Genomic DNA, 17655 nt, shown 5'->3' on the forward strand with positions numbered 1-17655 from the left:
GTACGTCCGCGCCGGGATCGAACCGGAGCGACCGGCCGACGAGACCAACGACGGCACCAACGATGAGACCAACGATGGCACCAGCGACGACCTGACGTTCGCGTACTGAGGAGTGTGCGGTGGAGATCTTCTGGTTCGTCGCGATCGCGGCGCTGTGGTTCGGCTACCTGTTCCTCGAGGGGTTCGACTTCGGCGTCGGGATGCTGCTGCCCGTGCTCGGCCGGGACAACACCGACCGCCGGGTGCTGATCAACACCATCGGCCCGGTGTGGGACGGCAACGAGGTATGGCTGCTGGTCGCCGGCGGCGCCACGTTCGCCGCGTTCCCGCTCTGGTACGCCAACCTGTTCTCCGGGTTCTACCTGGCGCTGCTGATCATCCTGGTGGCGCTGATCGTGCGCGGCGTGGCCTTCGAGTTCCGCGGCAAGATCGACAGCGACCGGTGGCGCCGGGGCTGGGACCTCGCGATCGTGGTCGGGTCGCTGGTGCCCGCGCTGCTCTGGGGCGTGGCGTTCGGCAACATCGTGCGCGGGGTCCCGCTCGACGCGGAGCACCACTACACCGGTGACCTGTTCACGCTGCTCAACCCGTACGCGCTGCTCGGCGGGGTGACCACGCTGCTGGTCTTCGCGCTGCACGGCGCGGTGTTCCTGGCGCTGCGGACCACCGACGAGGTCCGGGCAAGGGCGCGGGCGCTGGCCTGGCCGCTGGGTCTGATCGCGGTGCCGGTCGCCGGCGCCTTCCTGCTGTGGACCCAGCTCGCGTACGGCACCGGGTGGACCTGGGCCGCGGTGATCGGTGCGGCACTTGCCCTCGGCTCGGCTGTCGCCGCCGCCCGCACCGGGCTGGAGGGCTGGGCGTTCACGTTCACCGCCGTCGCGATCGTGGCCACCACGGTCACCCTGTTCGGCTCGCTCTACCCCGACGTCCTACCGTCCACGACGGACCCGGCGAACAGCCTCACCACCACCAACGCGGCATCCACCCCGTACACCCTGAAGATCATGACCTGGGTCGCGGTGTTCTTCACCCCGATCGTGCTGGCCTACCAGGGTTGGACCTACTGGGTCTTCCGCAAGCGGGTGAGCCGCGCCGCGATCCCGGAAGGCGGCGGCCTGCCAGTGACTCGGCGGTGAGGCCGCTGGACCCGCGGCTGCTGCGACACGCCCGCGCGGCCCGGCCGTTCGTGCTGGCCTGCGCCGGGCTCGGCACGCTGTCCGCCGGGCTGGTGCTGCTCCAGGCCGAGGCGCTGGCCACGGCGATCTCCCGGGCATTCCTGGACGGTGCCGCCCTCGCCGCGCTGGCCGTCCCGATCGGACTGCTCGGTCTTGCGGTGCTCGGCCGCGCGGCCGTGGCCTGGGTAACCGAGACCACGGCGCACCGGGCGTCGGCCGGCGTGCTGGCCCAGCTGCGCGCGGCGGTGGTGGACGCGGCGCTGTGCATCGGACCGGGCCGGCGGGCCGGGCGCTCGCCCGCCGAGCTGGCCACCCTGGCCACCAGCGGCGTGGACCGGCTGGACGGCTACTTCGCCCGGTACCTGCCGCAGCTGCTGATCGCCGCGGTGGTCCCGCTGGTCGTCGGGCTGCGCATCCTGCTCGCCGACTGGGTGGCCGCGCTGATCATCGGGGTGACCGTCCCGCTGATCCCGGCGTTCATGATCCTGATCGGGCGCTGGACCGCGCGCGGCGTGCGCCGGCAGTGGCGGAGTCTTGCCGTGCTCGGCAACCACTTTCTCGACCTGGTGGCCGGGCTCGCGGTGCTCACCGCGTTCGGCCGGGCCCGGGCACAGCGGCAGGCCCTCGCCGAGATCACCGACCGGTACCGGGCACGGACCATGGGCACGCTGCGGGTGGCGTTCCTGTCCGCGCTGGTGCTGGAGCTGCTGGCCACGCTTTCGGTCGCGCTGGTCGCGGTGTCCATCGGGCTGCGGCTGGTCACCGGCGGCCTGGACCTGCACACCGCGCTGGTGGTGCTGATCCTGGCGCCCGAGGTGTACCTGCCGCTGCGCGCCGTGGGGGCCAGGTTCCATGACAGTGCCGAGGGGGTGGCCGCCGCCGAGGAGATCCTGGAGCTGCTCGGCGAGCGAGGAGACCCGGCCGGCCGGCGGGCGCCGGCTCCCGACCCGTCGGCCGTCGCCGTTCGGCTGTGCGGCGTGCGCGTGGCCGGCCGGTCCGCACCGGTGCTGGACGGGCTGGACCTGCGGGTCGGGCCCGGCGAGATCCTCGGCGTGACCGGCCCCTCCGGAGCCGGCAAGTCGACCCTGCTCGACCTGCTGCTCGGCTGGTACCCGCCGGACGCGGGACAGGTCCGGGTCGACGGCGTGGACCTGGCCGACCTCGACCGGGACGCCTGGCAGGCCAGGGTCGCCTGGGTGCCGCAGCACCCCCGGCTGGTGTCCGGCACGGTCGTCGGCAACATCCGGCTCGGTCGCCCGGACGCGACCACCGGCCAGGTGGTCGCCGCCGCGGCCGCCGCCGGCCTGGACATCCCGCTGGACACCAGCGTCGGCGAGCTGGGCGCCGGCCTGTCCACCGGGCAGCAGCGCCGGGTCGCCCTGGCCAGGGCGCTGCTGCTGGACCGCCCGCTGCTGCTGCTCGACGAACCCACCGAGGGGGTGGACGCCGACACCGAGGCCGCGATCGTGGACCGGTTGCCCGGCTTGCTGTTCGGCCGCACCGCGGTGATCGTCTCGCACCGCCCCGCCGTGCTCGGAGTCTGCGACCGGGTGGTGCACCTCGGCACTCCGGTCACCGGGGAACGTCACGTTCGGCCGCGCGGCACGCGGGCCGTTCCTCCGGAAGCGTCCCCGGCACCGGAGCCGGGACACGCCGCCGCGACCGCGGGGCGGGTGGGGTGGCTGCGCGCGGCGGTGCGGCCGTATCGGGTGCGGCTGGCGCTCGCGTGCCTGGCGGGCGCCGCGGCGCTGGGCAGCGGGGTGGCGCTGACCGCGACCTCGGCCTGGCTGATCTCCGCCGCCGCACTGCACCCGCCGGTGCTCACCCTGATGGTCGCGATCGTCGCGGTGCGCACCTTCGGCCTGGCCAAGGGTGTGCTGCGGTACGCCGAACGGCTGCTCTCGCACGACGTGGCGCTGCGCGCGCTGGCCGACCTGCGGGTCCGGGTGTGGACCACGCTGGTCCGGATCGGACCGGCGGTCACCGCCCGGATGCGCCGGGGCGACCTGCTCAACCGGCTGGTGTCCGATGTGGACAGCCAGCAGGACGTCCTGGTGCGCGCGCTGGTCCCGGCCGCGTCGGCCGCCGCCGTCGCGGCCGGCATCACGGTGGGCATCGGGCTGCTGCTGCCCGCGGCCGGGCTGGTCGTCGCCGCCGGGCTGCTGCTCGCGGGGCTGCTCGCCCCGGCGCTGTCGGCGCTGACCGCCCGGGACGCCGAGCGGCGCACCGCGTCCTTGCGGGCCGAGGTCTCGGCCGGCACCCTCGAGCTGCTCGCCGCCGCGCCCGACCTGATCGCCTTCGGCGCCACCGGCCGCCGGCACGCGGCCGTGCGGGCCGCCGGAACCGCGCTGACCCGGGCGCTGCGCCGGTCGGCGACCGCTCGCGGCGCCGGCAGCGCGGTGGCCACCATGGCCATCGGCGCCAGCACGGTCGGCTGCCTGGTGCTCGGCATCGCCGCACTGCGCGCCGGCCGGATCGCCGGGCCGGAGCTGGCCGTGCTCGCGCTCACCCCGCTGGCCGCCGCCGAGCTGGTCGCCGGGCTGCCGGAGGCCGCGGCCCGGCTGCTCGGCGCCAGCCGGTCCGCGCGCCGGCTGGCCGAGCTGGACGCCACCGCCACCCCGGTGGCCGAACCCGCGGTCCCCCGGGACGTCTCCGGAGCCAGCCGGCTGGCCGCGGCCGGCCTCGCGGTGCGCTGGCCCGGCGCGCCCACCGACGCCCTGACCGGACTGGGCTTTCGGCTCGACGCCCACCGGGGCGCGGTGCTCACCGGCCCGTCCGGCTCCGGCAAGAGCACCGCGATCGCCGCCGTACTGCGCAACCTCGACCCGTCCGCCGGGCGGATCACGCTGGACACGGTGGACACCCGGCACGCCGCGCCGGACGCGGTGCGGGCCCGGATCGCCTGGTGCGGCCCGGACACGCACCTGTTCGACAGCACACTGCGGGAGAACCTGCGGCTGGCCCGGCCCGACGCCGGCGACGGCGAACTGCGCGCGGCGCTGCACCGGGCCCGGCTCGGCGGCTGGCTGGACAGCCTGCCGCACGGCTTGGACACCGCGCTCGGCGCGCACGGCACCGCGGTCTCCGGCGGCGAACGGGCGCGCATCGGGGTGGCCAGGGCGCTGCTCGCCGACCGCCCGTTCCTGGTGCTCGACGAGCCGACCGCGCATCTGGACGGGGCCACCGCCGCCGAGCTGGCCGCCGACCTCGCGGAGCTGACCGCGAACCGGGCCGCGCTGATCGTCACGCACCGGCCGGCGGAGTTCCCCGGACTTGCGGTGATCAGGCTCGCCCGGCCGGCCGGATCGGCCGCCGTGCTCATAGGCTCTGCCAATGACGCTCGATGAGTTGATCGCCAAGGCGAAGGAGTCGCTGGAGGCCAGGATGGTCTTCGCCGAGCCCTACGAGAAGGACGGGGTCATCGTGATCCCCGCGGCGACCATCACCGGTGGCGGCGGGGGCGGTGACGGCCGGGACAAGAACGGGCAGCAGGGCCGCGGCGGCGGGTTCGGCGTGGTCGCCCGGCCGGCCGGAGCGTTCGTCATCAAGGACGGGAACGTGCACTGGGAGCCGGCGGTCAACGTCAACCGGCTGATCGGCACGATCGGGCTGGTCGCCGTCGCCGGTCTGCTCGCCGGTGCCCGGATCGCGCGAATCCGGGCCGCCGCGGCCCGACGCGCGTTGGAGGACTGAGGAACCAGTCGCCCGAGGCGGACCGGTGCTGCGGCGTCCGCGCTGGCTGACCATGGCCTGCTGCGGATCCGGCCGCCCCGGGTGACCGAACCGAGAATCCACCACCCCGCCGTTCCGTGGCAGGGTCCAAGGTCCCCAATAACCCCTAGGTCCGATGTCGACGATCGCGGTCTGCCCGGGAAGATCGACAACGGCCTACCTAGGGGTGGCGCCGGAGTAACGGCCGCCTGACGGGTTGTAGTCGCCGGCCCGGCTGTGCGAGGGTCGAAGAATGCTGAGGTTCGTCGCGGCCGCGCTGGGAATCTCCGTCACCGCCGCTCTCACGGTCCCCGTCCCGGTCGGCGCGCAGACCGAGAACCGGCCCGAACCGGTGATCAGCGTGGCCCGCAACCGGGTCACGCTGATCACCGGTGACGTGGTCGAGTTACGCCGGCACTCCGACGGCAACGCCGCGGCCACCGTGCTGCCGAGCGCCGGGCGGGAGAACATCAGCTACGCCAGCCGGCGGGCCGGTGGCGACCTCCATGTGCTGCCGTCGGACGCGATGCCCTTGCTGGCCAACGGAAAGCTCGACCCACAGCTGTTCAATGTGACCGCGCTGGTGGACAACGGCTACGCCGACGGGGCCAGCAAGGACATTCCGCTGATCGTGCAGTACCCGCCCGGTGCGGTCGCGGCCGCCGCGCCGGCCGGCAGCTCCGCCCGGTTCGCGCTGGAGAGCATCGGCGCCCGATCGGTGCTGGCGCACAAGGACAGCGCCGGCACGTTCTGGCAGACCCTGCTCGCCGGTGCCGATGTGCGGAAGATCTGGCTCAACCGCAGGGCGAACGTCAACCTGGCGGAAAGCGTGCCGCAGGTCGGCGCGCCGGCGGCGTGGGCGGCCGGGCACGACGGCACCGGCGTCCGGGTGGCCGTGCTGGATACCGGGATCGACGCCACGCACGCGGATCTGGACCAGGGCAAGGTGATCGCCGAGGCCAACTTCTCCGACGACGCGGACGCGGCCGATCATTTCGGGCACGGCACGCATGTCGCCTCGATCGTCGCGGGCACCGGCGAGGGCGCGCCGACCGCGCGCAAGGGCGTCGCACCCGGGGCCGCGCTGATCAACGCGAAGGTGCTCAACAGCTTCGGTTCCGGCACGTTCGACCAGATCATCGAGGGTCTGGAGTGGGCTGCCGACCAGGGCGCCGACGTGGCGAACATGAGCCTGGGCACCAGTTCCCCGGCCACCGGCGAAAACGACCCGCTGATCGAGGCGGTGAACGCGATCAGCCGGTCGACCGGCATGCTCATCGTGGTGGCGGCCGGGAACCTGGGCAACGGCGAGTCCACCATCGCCAGCCCCGGGTGGGCCGACGAGGCGCTCACCGTTGGCGCGGTGGACAAACGGGACGCGCTGGCCGGGTTCTCCAGCCGGGGCCCGCGGACCGGCGACTTCGCGATCAAGCCGGACCTGACGGCGCCGGGCGTGAGCATCGTCGCCGCGCGGGCGGCCGGCACCAACCTCGGTCCGATCGTGGACGGCACCTACCAGGAACTGTCCGGAACGTCGATGGCCACGCCGCACGTGGCCGGCGCGGCGGCGATCCTGGCGCAGCGGTTCCCCGGCTACACCAACCAGCAGCTCAAGAACACGCTGATCAGCACGGCCCGCACGCACTCCGGGCAGTCGGTGTACCAGCAGGGCGCCGGGCGGCTGGACGTGGCGCGCGCCCACCGGCAGGCGGTGTACGCCAGTCCCGGCACGGTGAGCCTCGGCTTCTTCCCGTTCCCGCACACCGGTCAGCAGCCGGTGCCGCGAACCGTCACCTACACCAACGACTCAGCGACCGAGGTCACCCTCGACCTGACGCTGCGACTGTCCGGAAAGGACGGTTCGGCCCCGCCGGCCGGGATGTTCACGCTGAGCCGGCCGAACGTGACGGTACCGGCCGGTGGCTCGGCGGAGGTGACGGTGACCGTCGACCCGGCGGCGGGAGCGCTGAACCTGTTCGGCGGCCACCTGGTGGCGACCGCGGGCGACCTGGTGGTGACCACCTCGGTTGGCGCCTACGTCGAACCGGAGATGTACAACCTGACCGTGTCCGGGATCTCCCGGGACGGCCGGCCGGCGGCGGTGATCAGCTTCGTCGAGCTGTGGGAGCTGGCCACCGGGTCCTTCTCCCAGAAGTTCTACTCGGTGGACAGCTCCACGGTGACCTTCCGGGTCCGGCCGGGCACCTACAACCTGGTCGGCTACCTGGCCACGGCGGACACCGGCAACACGTTCGCGCTGGAGGTGGCCACGGTCGCCGATCCACAGTTGGAGATCACCGGCGACCGGTCGGTCACGCTGGATGCCCGGGCCGCCAACGAGGTGCTGCCGCAGACCCCGCTGGCGACCGCTCCGGCCACGTTCACCGTGTCCTACCACCGGGATCTGGGCGACCGGAACTTCCACAGCTCGTTCACGCTGAGCCCGCCGATCCGGCGCGGCTACGCCTCCCCCACCGCCACGGTGACCAAGGGAAACTTCGAGTTCTACTCCAAGTGGGATCTGGTGGCGCCGCCGCTGCTGGCGAAGGTGACCGCGCCGCAGGTGATCGCGCTGCGCCCGGAGCCGATGACCAACGCGGTGCCGGTGGACGGCCGGCACACGCTGCCGCTGGTCTATGTCGGGTTGGGCGCGCCGGAGGACTACGCGGGCAAGGACGTGCGCGGCCGGATCGCGCTGATCTCGCGGGGTGAGCTGACCTTCGCCGCGAAGGTGGCCAACGCGACCGCCGCGGGGGCGTGGGGGGTGCTGATCTTCAACAACCGGCCGGGACTGCTGCTGGCCGGGGCCGGAAACCCCGGCGAGGTCTCGATCCACGGGATGACGATCGAGCAGGAGCCCGGTCTGGCGCTGGTGGAGCTGTTGCGGCGGGGCCCGGTCGAGGTGGAGGTGACGGGCACGGCGGTCAGCCCGTACTTCTACGATCTGCTGCTCCCGGAGAAGCAGCGGATCCCGGAGTCGCTGCGGTACCCGATCGGGCCGGCGAACACGGCGCGGATCGACACCCGGTACACCGCGGACGCGACCGGCATGACCGGGTCCGACGTGCGGCACATCTCCCGGCCGTGGCCGACGTTCTCGGTCGGGTTCGCCCGGGACGTGCCGCGGCCGTTGCACCGCGTGTACCACGTGTCGGCCAACGACACGCGGTGGTGGCACATCACCTGGGCGCACGCGCCGTTCGACGGTGAGTTCGACAGCTCCTACGTCCGCTATGCGGGCGACGAACGGTTGACCGAGCAGTGGTTCGGCCGGCCGTCCCGGCCGGGTGCCTCGGCACTGGCCGACACGCAGGTGAGCCGCACCGGCAACCAGTTCGACATCGCGCTGTTCCCGTTCTCCGACTCCGGCGGGCACTACGGCTGGCACACCGCGGGCGACGAGTACCGGACCCGGCTGTTCGCCGGATCGGAGCTGCTGACCGAGAACACCGCGCCGCCGATCGGCACGTTCCCGGCGCTGGACTCCCCGGCCACCTACCGGCTGTCCCTGGACGCGAAGCGCGCGACGCCGTGGTCGCGCTACGCCACGCAGACCAGCACCACGTGGACGTTCGCCTCCGCCCCACCGCCGGACGGCGAACAGGAGCGCCCGCCGCTGCTGCAGGTGGACTATCGGCTGGGCCTGGATCTGCTGAACCAGGCGCCCGATCTGACCCGGTACGGGTTCACGATCACCGTGGACCACGTTCCGGGCGCGGCCGGACCGCCGATCCGCCAGACGCAGGCGTGGGCGTCGTTCGACGACGGCAAGACCTGGACGGAGATCCTCCTACGGGGGCTGCCGAACGGCTCCTACCTCGCTTCGGTGTGGCATCCCGCCGCGAGCGACACCGCCGGTGCGGTGTCGCTGCGGGTGCGCGCGACCGACGCGGCCGGCAATGCCGTCGAGCAGACCCTGGTCCGCGCCTACGGACTCAAGGAGACCCGTTGAGCGGCATGGGTGTTCAGCGCGATATCTGCTGCAGCGACCAGCGGTTGCCGTCCGGGTCGGCGAAGTAGACGAACGCCCCGCCCGGGCCTCGGGTGACCTCGGTGACCGCGACGCCCCGGCCGGCCAGCTCGGCCCGGGCCGCGTCGATGTCGGCGACCACCAGTTGCAGCCCCGGCGCGGTACCGGGCGGCGCCTCGGTGATGCCCTTGCCCACGGCGATGGAGCAGGGCGAACCCGGCGGGGTCAGCTGGACGAAGCGCAGCTCGTCGCTCACGGTGTGGTCGTGGTCGAGGTTGAACCCGGCCTGGTCCCGGTAGAACGCGATCGCATTGTCCACATCGGACACCGGCACCAGGACAAGCTCCAATTTGAACTCCATGGCCGCAACCTAGCAGCGTCCACCGACGGTTTCGGCCGGCCGCACCGGATCCTGGCCTCGAGACCAACATTCCGGAATATCTTCCGAAATTTTCGGTCACCACCGCAGCCGATCAGCCGCATCAATTCACCAGCCGTCGCATGTTCCCATGTACGGGCGGCCGATTGTGCATCCAGCTACCGAAAATGTTTCGGTAGTCTGTCGTTGACGTAACGCGCCGGCTGCGGGCATACTCCGAATGAATGTTGCCGAATGTCACCCGCCGTCGCTCAGTGTCGCGGCGGCGCGCGCCTTGCCAAGGAAGGGCAGCAATGATCAACAACCTCCCCCGCAGTCGTGGGAGCGTGCGCTCGCACGGCAGAAACCTGCTCGTGTTCGGCGTGGTCGGGGCGTTCGTGGCCGCCGGCCTGGTCGCGTTGGCCGGAACCGCCAGCGCCGCAACCACTCTGGGTGCCAGTGCGGCCGAACGCGGCCGGTACTTCGGCACCGCGGTCGCCGCCAACCGGCTCAACGAATCGGACTACGTGAACACGTTGAACGCCGAGTTCAACAGCGTCACCCCGGAGAACGAGATGAAGTGGGACGCGCTGGAGCCGTCCCAGGGCTCGTTCAACTTCGGCAACGCCGACCGGATCACCAGCCACGCGCAGAGCCGGGGGATGCGGATCCGTGGCCACACGCTGGTCTGGCACTCCCAACTGCCCGGGTGGGTCTCCGGGCTGGGCACCACGCAGCTGCGCTCGGCGATGAACAACCACATCACCACCGTGATGCGGCACTGGCAGGGCCGGATCCACTCGTGGGACGTGGTCAACGAGGCGTTCCAGGACGGCGGCAGCGGCGCCCGGCGCTCCTCGCCGTTCCAGGACCGGCTCGGCAACGGGTTCATCGAGGAGGCGTTCCGCACCGCGCGCGCCGCCGACCCGACCGCCAAGCTCTGTTACAACGACTACAACACCGACGGCGCCAACGCGAAGAGCAACGCGGTGTTCGCCATGGTGCAGGACTTCCGCAACCGCGGCGTGCCGATCGACTGCGTGGGGTTCCAGTCCCACTTCAACGCCCAGTCCCCGGTTCCGTCCGACTACCGGCAGAACCTGCAGCGCTTCGCCAACCTCGGCGTCGACGTGCAGATCACCGAGTTGGACATCGAAGGCTCCGGCACCAGCCAGGCCAACAACTACCGCACCGTCGTCGATGCCTGCCTGGCCGTCTCCCGGTGCACCGGCATCACCGTCTGGGGCGTGACGGACAAGTACTCGTGGCGCTCCGGCGGCACCCCGTTGCTGTTCGACGGCAACTACAACAAGAAGGCCGCCTACAACTCCGTGCTCACCGCGCTCGGCGGCACCCCCGGCGGTGGCGGCGGTGGCGGTGGCGGTGGCGGCGGGTGCACCGTCAGCTACACCGAGACCCAGCGCTGGGGCGACCGCTTCAACGGTCAGGTGACCGTCCGCGCCGGCAGCTCCGCGATCAACGGCTGGACCACCACGGTCACCGTGACGCCCCCGCAGCAGGTCTCCGCCACCTGGAACGGCTCACCGAGCTGGGACACCAGCGGCAACGTGATGACCATGCGTCCCAACGGCAACGGCAACCTGGCCGCCGGCGCCTCGACGACGTTCGGCTTCACGGTCATGGCCAACGGCACCTGGTCGGCTCCGACCCTCGGTTCCTGTACCGCTTCCTGACCCTCCGCAGGGTGAGGGGGAGGCCCCGGGAAGGGTCGCCCGGGGCCTCCCGCTGGTGTGGGCGAGATCGTCCGACACCCCATGCTGCTGGATCAGGCGGCACCGATACCGGGGAGATCGAGCTCGGCGGCCCGGTGGCAGCGAACCCTGCGGCCGGGGCTGACCTCCTGCCAGACCGGCCGTTCGGTGCGACAGACGTCGACGGCGAACGGACACCGGGGATGGAAGTAACAGCCACTTGGTGGGTTGGTGGGGTCGGCGACCTCGCCCCGAGGTGGGGTGAACGTCATCCGGGCGGTCGGGTCCGGTCGCGGCACCGCGGCCAGAAGGGTCGAGGTGTACGGGTGACGCGGGTTGCTGAGCAGCTCGTCCCGGCCGCCGAGCTCGACCACCTGGCCCACGTACATCACGGCGATCCGGTCGCTGATGTGCTTGACCACGGACAGGTCGTGCGAGACGAACAGGTAGGTCAGGCCGAGCCGGTCCTGAAGCTCCATCAACAGGTTGAGGATCTGCGCGCGCACCGAGACGTCCAGCGCCGAGACCGGCTCATCGGCCACCACCAGACGCGGGTTGAGCGCGAGCGCGCGGGCGATGCCGATGCGCTGGCGCTGGCCGCCGCTGAAGGCGTGCGGGAAGCGGCGCATGTACTCGTGCCGCAACCCGACGAGCTTGAGCAGCTCGGCCACCCGGTCGACGCGCTCGGACTTGGTGCCGACCCGGTTGACCAGCAACGGCTCGGCGATGATGTCCAGCACGGTCATCCGCGGGTTCAGCGACGAGTACGGGTCCTGGAAGATCATCTGCAGCTCGGAGCGCAGCGGGCGGACCTGCTTTCGGGACAGTTTCGCCAGATCCACCATTGAGTCGTCGGACTTGCGGAACAGGATCTGGCCGGAGTCGGGATCGAGCGCCCGCAGGATCGCGCGGGCGGTCGTGGTCTTGCCCGATCCGCTCTCGCCGACCAGCGCGAGCGTCTCGCCCTCGCGCAGGTCGAAGGTGACCTCGTCCACGGCGCGCACCCGGGCCCGCACCCGACCGAGCATCCCGCCGCGGATCGGGAAGAACTTGGTCAGCTTTCGCACTTCCAGCAGCTTCGGCAGCTCCAGCCGGGTCCGGTCCGGAATGTCGGTGACAACCGGTTCGGGAGTGTGCAGTTCCACGATCGGCAGCGGTATCGCGCCCGGGATCGTGTTGTCGTACAGGTGACAGGTCACCTCATGACCCGGGCTGACCTCTTCGGTGGCCGGTTCGAGGGCGTCGCACACGTCCATCAGCGAATGCCGGCAGCGGGTGTGGAACGCGCACCCCGCCGGCCGGTTGAACGGGTGCGGGATCGAGCCGGAGATCGTCGGCAGCGTCCCGCGGGCAGTCGTGTGCACGCCGGGGATCGAGGCGAGCAGCGCGCGGGTGTAGGGATGGCGCGGCGCGGCGAAGATCTGCTCGACCGGGCCCTTCTCGACCACCCGGCCCAGATAGATCACCAGCACCTCGTCGGCCATCTCCGCGATCACACCGAGATCGTGGGTGATCAGCATGATCGCCATGTCGGTCTGCCGCTGCAGGCCGCGGATCAGCTCGAGGATCTGGGCCTGGGTGGTGACGTCCAGGGCGGTCGTCGGCTCGTCGGCGATCAGCAGCCGGGGCTCGCCGGCCAGCGCCATCGCGATCATCGCGCGCTGCCGCAGGCCGCCGGACAACTGCCAGGAGAACTCGTTGGTCACCCCCTGGGGCCGGGGAATGCCGACCATCTTGAGCAGCTCGAGGGTCCGCTGCTCGGCCTGCTGCTTGGGCAGCCCGGTGTGCAGCCGCACCGCCTCGGTGATCTGGTTGCCGATGGTGTGCACCGGGCTGAACGAGCTCATCGGCTCCTGGAACACCAGGCCGATGTCGCCGCCCCGGACCTGGCGCAGCTGCGGCCCGTTGGTCGGCAGCTTGGCAAGATCCACCCAGCCCTCGTCCCTGCGGAGCAGGATCTCGCCCTCGATGATCTTGCCGGGCGGCGAGACGATGCCGAGCAGCGACCGGGCCGTGATGCTCTTCCCGCAGCCGGTCTCGCCGACCACGCCGAGCGTCTTTCCCGCCGATACGTCGAAGCTGACCCCGTCGACGGCCCGGGTGGTGCCCTCGTCGGCGAGGAAGTGCGTCTTCAGGTTGCGCACTGACAGCAGGGTGGTGTCATCAATGGGTGTGCTGGTGGGTTCGACCACCGCGACATCACTAGAGGTCATAAGGGTCCGCCGCATCTCGTAAACCGTCACCAAGGAAGTTGAACGCGAGGATCACCGCGACCACCGGCAGCACGGGCAGCAGCATCCACGGGTACAGCGCCACCGCCTGCACGTTCTGGGCCTGTTGCAGCATGACGCCCCAGGAGATCGCGGGCGGACGCAGTCCGAGTCCGAGGAAGGACAGCGACGTCTCCGCCACGATCATCAGGGGCAGTGCCAGCGTGGTCGCCGCGATGATGTGACTGGCGAACAACGGCACCATGTGCTTGAAGATGATCCGTCTCGGGCGGCCGCCCACCAGCTCGGCCGCGGTCACGAAGTCCTCGCTGCGGATCTGCATCATCCGGCCGCGCACCACCCGGCCGAGCTCGGTCCAGCCGATCACCGACAGGATGAGGGTGAGCGCGAAGTAGACCTGGTTCACACTCCAGTCCTTGGGCATCGCCGCGGCAAGGCCCATCCACAGGGGAATCGTGGGGATCGAGCGCAGAATCTCGATCGTGCGCTGGATGACCGTGTCCGCCGCTCCGCCGTAGTATCCGGAGATCCCGCCGAGCACCACCCCGAGCAGGATGGACAGCGCCACGCCGGCGAGGCCGATCAGCATCGACGTGCGGGTGGCGTGGATCAGCCTGGAGAAGATGTCCCGGCCCTGCTGGTCGGTGCCGAACAGGAACAGGGTGTCCTCGGCCCTGGCCCCCTCGGTTCCGATCAGGTGGATGTCGGTGGTGAACAGGCCGAGGAACTCGTACTCGTAGCCCTTGGCGAACAGGGTGACCGGGATCTTCTGGGTCGGGTCGACCACGTAGGTCCGCTGCAGCGTGATCGGGTCCCGCTCACCCCGCACCGCGTAGACGTGCGGGGAGAACCCGCCGTCGAACCAGTGCACCTGCTGCGGCGGCATCAGCGACCGCTGGCCCTCGGACGCGTGTGGGTCCGATGTGGACAGGAAGTCGGCGAACAGCGCCACGAGGTAGAACAGCAACACGACGATGGCGCCCACCATCGCCAACTTGTGCTTGCGGAACCGCCACCAGATGAGCTGGCGCTGGCTGGCGACGGAGATCCGTTCCTCGTCCTGCGCCGCGGTCGCGACGGCGGTAGCACTATCGGCCATGCCGGATCCTCGGGTCGAGCCACATGAGCACCAGGTCGGAGATCAGCGTGCCGATCACGGTCATCACTCCGATCAGCAGCACGATCGCGCCGGCCAGGAACATGTCCTGGGCCTGCAACGCCCGCAGCAGCAACGGGCCGACGGTCGGCAGGCTGAGCACGATCGACACCACGATGGCGCCGGAGACGATCTGCGGGAACAGGAACCCGATGGAGCTCGCGAACGGGTTGAGCGCCACCCGCACCGGGTACTTGCTGATCGCCTTGCGCTCGGTCAGCCCCTTGGCCGTTGCCGTGATCACGTAGGGCTTCTTCAGCTCGTCCAGCAGGTTTGCCCGCATGATGCGGACCAGCTGCGCGGTCCCGGCCAGACCGAGCACGATCGCCGGGATCCACAGGTGCTTGAACAGATCCCAGACCTTGGCGAAGCTCCACCCCGCGGTCTCGTACTCGGCCGAGAACAGACCGCCGACATTGGCGTCGAACACGGCGAACCCGAAGTACATCAGGATGAGCGCGAGCAGGAAGTTCGGGATCGCGAGGCCGAGGAAACCGAAGAAGGTCAGCGCGTAGTCGCCGAAGGAGTACCGCCGCACGGCGGAGTAGATGCCGATCGGCAGCGCCACGGCCCAGGTGAAGATGATCGCCGCGACGGAGACCACCATCGTGAGAACCAGCCGGTCGCCGATCACGTCGGCGACCGGCCGATTCCAATCGAGGGACATGCCGAAGTCACCCTGCAGGACCTGGCCTATCCACGTGAAGTACTGCACGAACACCGGCTGGTCGAGCCCGTACTCGGCACGCAGCCGCTCCGCCTCGTAGATCGCCGAGGTGTTGCCGCTCGCGGCCAACTCGGCGAGCCGGGTGGTGGCGAAGTCGCCCGGTGGTAGTTGGATGATCAGGAAGCTCAGCACCGACACCGCCCAGACCGTGAACAGTCCCAGGGCGAGCCGTCGGCCGATGTAGTTCAGCACTGGTGTGTGTCACCGTCCTTGGTGGACGTTATTCGTAGTAGTACGTCATGGGGTAGGTGTTGTTGAGGCTCTTCATGGTTTGGGAGTTGACGACGCGGGCCGGGACGTTGCGGAGCTTGTTGCTGGTGAGGTAGACGCCGTTGGCGGACAGCCCGAACCCGACAAGGCCGATGGACCAGACCTGGTCGGCGTGCAGCTTGTAGATTTCCTTGCCGATCCGGATCCGCTCGGCCTCGTCGGGTTCCATCTGGCCCTTGTCGTAGAGGGCCATGGCCTCTTTGAGGCGCAGTGACTCCGGTGGCTCCTTGCCCTGCGCCCCGCCGGAGGCGAACCACTGGGCGTAGGGGATGCCGATCATGCCGGGGAAGCCGGTGGTGACCGTGGGCAGGAAGGCCTCGGGCCGCAGGAACGGGTCGTCGCTGCCGACCTGCTGGCAGGACAGCATCAGCTGGTTCGAGTTGGCCCGCTGGGTGAGCAGGCTGCCCTCCACCGAGGCCACGTTGAGATCGATCCCGATCTGCTGCCACTGCCGCTTGACCATCTCGCCCACCCCGACGAAGTCGGCGAAGTTGGAGAAGGCCTGGAAGTCCAGCCGGATCCGGCCGGCACCGTCCTTGCGCAGCCGGTAGCCCTCGGCATCCTTGGCGGTCAGGCCCAGCCCGTCGAGCAGCGTGTTGGCCTGCGCCACGTCGTAGGTGGCCCACTTGGTGTGCCACTCCGGGCCGGGATCGTAGATGCTGCCCTCGGCCACCATCGTCGCCGACGGCGTGCAGGTGCCGAGGAAGAACGCCTCGTTGACCTGACCGCGGTCGATCCCCAGCGACAGCGCCCGGCGGAACTCCACCGTGCGGATCAGCTCACCGAGCTCCTTGTCCTGCTCATAGGCCAGGTTCAACCGCAGCCCACAGTCCAGTTCGGTGGACGGCGCCCGGTGGATCGTGTACGCGCTCTTCTTCTCGTTCTCCAACAGCACCGGCAGGTTCGTCACACCAAGGCCGCGGTCCTGCACGTCGTAGTCACCCGCAGCCGCGCGCAGACCGAGCACCTCGGTGTTCTCGATGTTGCCCATGGTGATCTTGCTGATGTAGGGCAGCTGATTGCCCTCGTGATCCACCCAGATGCTGTACGGGTTCGGCCCGAACTCCCACGGCGGGTTGCTGATCGGCCGGGTCAGCACCCACGGCGTCACCACCGGCAACGCCGGGTTGCGATGCCACGAGGCCTGATTGCGGAAGTACGCCGCCCACCCCTTGAACCCGGCATCCGCGGCCAACTTGTTCGCCGCGTCCATCGAGGTGTACTCCGGATGGAACTGCGACAGGTAGTGCTTGGGCATGAACCCGCCGCCACCCAGATGCGCGTTCCCGGCCATCCCCGCGATATCCGACGACCCGGCCATTCGCTGCGGCAACAACGGATTGGGCGCCGGCGAGACATACCGCACGGTGAACTCGTCGACCCGCTCCACCTTGACGTCCTGGCCGCCGATCTTCATCGACGACGACCCGGTGCCCACCTCACGGCTGCTGGCCACACTGGTGAACCAGAACACGATGTCATCAGCGGTCAACGGTTGACCGTCAGACCACTTCATCCCCTTGCGCAGCTGCAACGTCAGCACCCGACCGTCCTCGCTCAACTCGAACCCGCGAGCGATATTGGGCACCAACTTCTCAAACCGGTAATCCCAGTACAACAAACTGTCCGGACCCGAACAGAACCGCACCGCATTCTGAAAATCGGACTGCCCGATGAAACCGCGACGAATCTGCCCCCCGTACCGACCCACCCCATGCACCGGCTTCAACACCAACGGATCCGAACCGACCCGCTGGTCCACCGGCGGCAACTTCCCCTCCGCCACCAACTTCGCCAGCTCAGGCGCCTCCCGAAACGCCTTCGGGAACCGAGCCGGATCGAGGACAACCTCGGCGCCCTCGATATCGGGTAACCCCGCCCGAGGCCCACCACCGCGGCCACCTCCGCCCCCAGGCCCCGACTCCGGCGGCGCCACCGGCGACGAACATCCCCCCAAAACCAGACCGCCACCCCCCAACACCACCACGCCACCCAAAAACTCCCGTCTCGACAAACCGCGGCGGCGCATCAAAACAACACCTTCCCTACCTCATGTGCATACGCGAACAGCACCAGCCATCCCACACCTACGGAGACCGGCTATGACCAGAGCGGATATTGAACAGCTATCGAGAGTCGGGACCGTTGCCGACCACGGATCGCTGCTGGCCGAACCGACGCCCAGCCCCACCCGGCAGCCCGATACCAGGCACGGGACCCACGGTCCAGCAGTCGAAACCCAGGCTCAACATCGTGTCACCACAACGCCACCACGCTCGCCGAACAGGCGCACGGGAACCCGAACCGCTGATGATCGGCACTGCGCTCTCCAATCCCGTTCGGCC

The 17655-nt window shown here is 70.3% G+C and carries 10 protein-coding genes; 5 read left to right on the top strand and 5 right to left on the bottom strand.

Annotated elements, in window-relative coordinates:
* Positions 1 to 119: 119 nt before the first annotated feature.
* The 4 genes from cydB (at position 120) to VFV67_RS35335 (ending at position 8838) form a co-directional block, all read left to right on the top strand.
* A complete protein-coding gene (cydB, locus tag VFV67_RS35320; protein WP_326475070.1) occupies positions 120 to 1136 on the top strand; it encodes a cytochrome d ubiquinol oxidase subunit II in 1017 nt (338 codons plus the stop codon).
* Complete coding sequence (cydD, locus tag VFV67_RS35325) at positions 1133 to 4522, top strand: thiol reductant ABC exporter subunit CydD (protein ID WP_326475071.1); 3390 nt, start codon at positions 1133 to 1135, stop codon at positions 4520 to 4522. Before cydB ends, cydD begins: the two co-directional genes overlap by 4 nt.
* Positions 4509 to 4868 (top strand): spore germination protein GerW family protein, encoded by a 360-nt coding sequence (locus tag VFV67_RS35330; RefSeq protein ID WP_326475072.1) that lies wholly within the window; start codon positions 4509 to 4511, stop codon positions 4866 to 4868. The genes cydD and VFV67_RS35330 overlap by 14 nt, the downstream gene beginning before the upstream one ends.
* Positions 4869 to 5139: 271 nt before the next feature.
* Positions 5140 to 8838: a S8 family serine peptidase gene (locus VFV67_RS35335; protein WP_326475073.1), complete on the top strand. Its 3699-nt coding sequence runs from the start codon at positions 5140 to 5142 to the stop codon at positions 8836 to 8838.
* A 13-nt stretch (positions 8839 to 8851) separates the two neighbouring features.
* Here the strand turns inward: VFV67_RS35335 and VFV67_RS35340 are convergent, their stop codons facing one another.
* Entirely contained in the window at positions 8852 to 9217 is a 366-nt protein-coding gene (locus VFV67_RS35340; protein WP_326475074.1) for a VOC family protein, read from the bottom strand.
* Positions 9218 to 9528: 311 nt separating this feature from the next.
* On the opposite strand from VFV67_RS35340, the gene VFV67_RS35345 reads away from it, so the two are divergent.
* Positions 9529 to 10908, top strand: coding sequence for an endo-1,4-beta-xylanase (locus VFV67_RS35345; protein WP_326475075.1), 1380 nt, complete (start codon positions 9529 to 9531; stop codon positions 10906 to 10908).
* Between the two features lie 92 nt (positions 10909 to 11000).
* Here VFV67_RS35345 and VFV67_RS35350 read toward each other — a convergent pair whose 3' ends face one another.
* Genes VFV67_RS35350 through VFV67_RS35365 form a run of 4 tightly spaced genes read right to left on the bottom strand, consistent with a single transcriptional unit; the run spans position 11001 to position 17339 of the window.
* Positions 11001 to 13070 (bottom strand): ABC transporter ATP-binding protein, encoded by a 2070-nt coding sequence (locus VFV67_RS35350; protein WP_326475076.1) that lies wholly within the window; start codon positions 13068 to 13070, stop codon positions 11001 to 11003.
* Between the two features lie 58 nt (positions 13071 to 13128).
* Positions 13129 to 14256 carry an ABC transporter permease gene (locus tag VFV67_RS35355; RefSeq protein WP_326475077.1) on the bottom strand — a complete coding sequence of 376 codons (1128 nt, stop codon included), beginning with the start codon at positions 14254 to 14256 and terminating at the stop codon, positions 13129 to 13131.
* Complete coding sequence (locus VFV67_RS35360; RefSeq protein WP_326475078.1) at positions 14246 to 15232, bottom strand: ABC transporter permease; 987 nt, start codon at positions 15230 to 15232, stop codon at positions 14246 to 14248. Before VFV67_RS35360 ends, VFV67_RS35355 begins: the two co-directional genes overlap by 11 nt.
* 28 nt (positions 15233 to 15260) lie before the next feature.
* Entirely contained in the window at positions 15261 to 17339 is a 2079-nt protein-coding gene (locus tag VFV67_RS35365; RefSeq protein ID WP_326475079.1) for an ABC transporter substrate-binding protein, read from the bottom strand.
* Positions 17340 to 17655 lie beyond the last annotated feature (316 nt).

The sequence above is a fragment of the Actinophytocola sp. genome (assembly GCF_035762905.1).
In the GTDB taxonomy this organism is placed as follows: Bacteria; Actinomycetota; Actinomycetes; order Mycobacteriales; family Pseudonocardiaceae; genus DASYTH01.